The following is a 3,889-nucleotide window of genomic DNA, read 5'->3' as shown; positions in this document are numbered from 1 at the left end:
GCAGGCCGCGGCCTTGCGACGCAAGTCGGCCGCCCCTGCGGGCGCCATGCCCAGCGTCGCCGAACTCGGCGCCTCGCTGGAACGCGCCGGACTGTCCGCGGACCAGTGGAGCCTGGACCGACACGAAACCGATCCCGGCGTGCTACTGACCTTGAAGCAGGCGCCCTCCTCGGCGCTCTTGCGGTGGCTGGACGGCGCGGCTCGCGACTGGGGTCTGGCTGTAAAACAGGTCGATCTCACACGCGCCGCCAACGTCAACGGCAGACCGCTGCCCGGCTTGGTCAATGGCAAGGTAAGCCTGACCGCGCCGCAAGCGGAGCGTGGCTGAGATGGCCGGATTGCGTTTCTCCAAACGTTCCGCCGCGTTGCTCCTGGCCGGCGCCACCTGTGCCGCCACGGCAGCGGTTGCCGTCCTGCCCGCACGCTGGCTGCTGGCCGTGCTGCCGGACAACGCGCCCGTCACGCTGGCCGACGCCAGCGGCACCTTGTGGCACGGCAGCGCCTGGATCGCGCTAGGCCCTCCCGGCGCGCGCCGCATGCTGCCGCAGCCGGTGCAATGGCAATGGCGCTGGGATGCGCTCGCCCTGGATATCTCGCATCCCTGGCTGCAAGGCCCCTTGCGCGCGACGCCAGGCTGGAACGGCGTATCGCTGCCAGCCCAGTCGCTGCGCGCGCCCGCCTCGATCCTGTCCGCACTGGGCGCGCCGTGGAACACCATCGCCCCCCAGGGCACGCTGGAGATCCGCTGGCAGGCACTACGGCTGGGCGCGGCCCTGCCCGCCGGCCCGGTGGCCGAACTACGCTGGCGCAACGCCAGCACCGCGCTGACGCCGGTGGCGCCCGTGGGGTCGTATCTGCTGCGGGTGCAAGGCGGAAAATCTGGCGCCACGCTGGCCTTGAGTACCGAAAGCGGCCTGCTGGACGTCACCGGCGAGGGCAGCGCGGGCGGGCGCGGCGGCCTCAAGTTCCAGGGGCAGGCAACCTACGCCGGATCCGTGCGCGAAGCCGACCGTGCGGCCCTGGATGGACTGTTGTCGGCGCTGGGCAGGCGTTCGGGGGATATGGTGTCGTTCGGCACCTAGGCGTCCCGCGTGACCCGCAGGATTTCCTCCGGCGAGGTCTGCCCGCTCTCGACCCAGCGCTGCCCGTCCTCGCGCATGGTCCGCATGCCCGAGGCGGCGGCCGCGCGCCGCAGCTCGCGTTCGTCGCGCCCTTCGTGGATCAGCCGGCGCGCCTCGTCGTCCACCGTGAAGAGTTCGTGGATGCCGGAGCGCCCGCTGTAGCCCGTATGGTTGCAGGCGTCGCAGCCCACCGGGTGGAACACGCGCGCGCCGTCCTGCATGGCGGGCTTCTTGCAGGCCGGGCAGAGCTTGCGCACCAGGCGCTGCGCCAGCACGCCCAACAGCGACGATGCCAGCAGGAAAGGCTCGACGCCCATGTCGGTGAGCCGGGTCACGGCGGACACCGAGTCGTTGGTATGCAGCGTGGCCAGCACCAGGTGGCCGGTCAGCGAAGCCTGCACCGCGATCTGCGCGGTCTCCAGGTCGCGGATTTCGCCAATCATGATGACATCGGGATCCTGCCGCAGAATGGCGCGCAGGGCCAGCGCGAAGCTCATGTCGATCTTGGCGTTGACCTGCGTCTGGCTGATGCCGGACAGGTCGTATTCGATCGGATCCTCGACCGTGAGGATATTGCTGGTGGACGCGTCCAGGCGGCTCAGCGCCGCATACAGCGTGGTGGTCTTGCCGCTGCCGGTAGGTCCGGTCACCAGCACGATGCCGTGCGGCTGGCGGATCAGGCGGTCCAGCCGGGCCAGCACGCCCGCGTCCATGCCCAGCTTCTCCAGCTGCAAACGCCCCGCCTCCTTGTCCAGCAGACGCAGCACGGCGCGCTCGCCATGCCCGGTGGGCAAGGTGGAGACGCGCACGTCTATCGGCCGCCCGCCCACGCGCAGCGCAATGCGGCCGTCCTGCGGCAGGCGCTTTTCGGCGATGTCCAGGTGCGCCATGATCTTGATGCGCGAGATCAGCGCGGCGTGCAGCGCCTTGCGCGGCGACACTACGTCGCGCAGGGTGCCGTCGACCCGGTAGCGCACCACAGAGTGGGTTTCGAAGGGCTCGATGTGGATGTCGCTGGCGCCGTCGCGCGCGGCCTGCGCGAACAGCGCGTTGATCATGCGGATCACCGGCGCGTCGTCCTGGGCCTCCAGCAGGTCCGCCACCTCGGGCATGTCCTGCATCAGGCGGTCCAGGTCGATCTCGTTCTCGGCCACGCCCATGACCGAGGCTGCGTCTTCCGAATGGCTGTAGGCCGCGGTCAGCAGGGTTTCCAGCGCCTCGTCCTCGATCTGCGCCAGCTCGATGTCGCCGTGGCAGCGCCGGATCTCGCGCACCGCCCATTCCGGCGTGCGCGGGCTGACGGTCAGCCGGGCCTGGCCGCCGCGCAGCGACAGCACCGCGCGCTGCGCCCGGGCCCAGGCATAAGGCAGGGGGTGCGCGCTCATAGCAGCGTATCGGGATCCACGGCCACGCTGTGCATCAGCGTGCGCGACACGCGGATGGCCTCCGAAGCGTCGCGCGCAGACTCCGTGCCGGGATACTGGCGCACCGCGAAGGACTGGGCCGTGACCGGCGCCGGCCGGCGCAGCGTTTCGGCCTGGTGTTCCGGGCGGAGGTCATAGGCGTTGTTGGACACCGAAGGCGCGGAGCCCGGCGGCGGCAGCATCGGCGCCTGCATGTCTGGCAGCGCCCAGTGCTGGCCTGGCTGCACGACCGCCTGCGCGCGGCGCATATAGTCGTAGCGGTCCATGGTGACACCAGCCGTGCGGTTGGCGTCACGCACCACGTAGGGGCGCAGGAACACCATCAGGTTGGTCTTGGTGCGCTTGCGCGAATCGTAGCGGAACAGCGAGCCGATCACGGGCAAGGATCCCAGGAGCGGCACGCTGTTGGTGGAAAGCGTGACGTTGTCTTCCAGCAGGCCGCCCAGCACGATGATCTGGCCGTCGTCGATCAGCACGCTGGTATCGATGGCGCGCTTGTTGGTCACGATGCCGGTGGTGGCGTTGGAGCGGCTTTCGTCGATGCTGCTGACTTCCTGGTAGATGTCCAGCTTCACCGCGCCGCCTTCGGAAATCTGCGGGCGGATGTTCAGCTTCAGGCCCACGTCCTCGCGTTCGATGGTCTGGAACGGATTGGTGCTGCCATTGCTGCCCGAGGTCACGTACTGCCCGGTCACGAAGGGCACGGTCTTGCCTACCAGGATGCTGGCCGACTGGTTGTCCAGCGTCAGCAGGTTGGGCGTGGACAGGATGTTGGCTTCGCCGGTGTTTTCCATCGCGCGCGCCAGCACGCCCAGGTTGATGACCTTGTTGCCCAGCACGTCGACGGTGCCCTTGACCACACCCAGGCTCAAGCCGCTGCCGATGCCGTCGATGGTGGTCGGCCCCTTGCCGGTGATGCCGCTACCGCCCAGGTTGGTGCCGCCGATGAAGCTGGTACCGTCGCTGTTGATGTTGCCGGCGCCCGTCATCCACTGGATGCCGAACTCCGCCGCCTTGGCCTCGCTGACCTCCACGATCAGGCTTTCCACCAGCACCTGTGCGCGGCGCTGGTCGAGCTGGTCGATGACCTCGCGCAGGCTGCGGTACAGCGGTTCCGGGGCCGAGATGATGAGCGAGTTGGTGGCCGGATCCGCCTGGATGGTCGCGCCGCCGGCCGAATACGAGACGGCCTGAGTGCTGTTGTCCTCCCGCGAGATGCGTTCCTGCTCGCCCGACAGTCCGCCCTTGTTCGAACCCGACATGCCGGCCATGCCCTGGGGCGCCTGGGCAGCCATGCCCGCCGCCGCGTTCTGCGTGCGCGCGCCGCCCTGGGCGCCCGTGCCG

The 3,889-nt window shown here is 69.5% G+C and carries 4 protein-coding genes; 2 read left to right on the top strand and 2 right to left on the bottom strand.

Translation table 11 applies throughout. The features are described 5' to 3' along the window. Positions 1-328: type II secretion system protein GspM (gspM, locus tag VIR09_RS15575; protein WP_332013687.1), on the top strand; the 328-nt coding region annotated here is incomplete at its 5' end. A 1-nt stretch (position 329) separates the two neighbouring features. Then, positions 330-1,082: a type II secretion system protein N gene (gene gspN / locus VIR09_RS15570; protein ID WP_332013686.1), complete on the top strand. Its 753-nt coding sequence runs from the start codon at positions 330-332 to the stop codon at positions 1,080-1,082. On the opposite strand, the gene gspE is transcribed toward gspN, so the two are convergent. Both gspE and gspD read right to left on the bottom strand, forming a co-directional pair. Next, complete coding sequence (gene gspE / locus VIR09_RS15565; RefSeq protein WP_332013685.1) at positions 1,079-2,506, bottom strand: type II secretion system ATPase GspE; 1,428 nt, start codon at positions 2,504-2,506, stop codon at positions 1,079-1,081. The genes gspN and gspE overlap by 4 nt on opposite strands. Next, positions 2,503-3,889 (bottom strand): type II secretion system secretin GspD (gspD, locus tag VIR09_RS15560; RefSeq protein ID WP_332013684.1); only part of this gene is annotated, 1,387 nt, incomplete at its 5' end. The genes gspE and gspD, both read right to left, overlap by 4 nt.

This window comes from Achromobacter sp. (genome assembly GCF_036567245.1).
In the GTDB taxonomy this organism is placed as follows: Bacteria; Pseudomonadota; Gammaproteobacteria; order Burkholderiales; family Burkholderiaceae_B; genus Achromobacter.
The sequence above is the reverse complement of the archived record's forward strand: the minus strand, read 5'-3'. Positions and strand labels throughout refer to the sequence as shown.

Coding starts and splice junctions, on each gene's coding strand:
- gspN (WP_332013686.1), top strand. CDS start 330: ATGGCCGGATTGCGTTTCTCCAAACGTTCCGCCGCGTTGCTCCTGGCC.
- gspE (WP_332013685.1), bottom strand. CDS start 2,506: ATGAGCGCGCACCCCCTGCCTTATGCCTGGGCCCGGGCGCAGCGCGCG.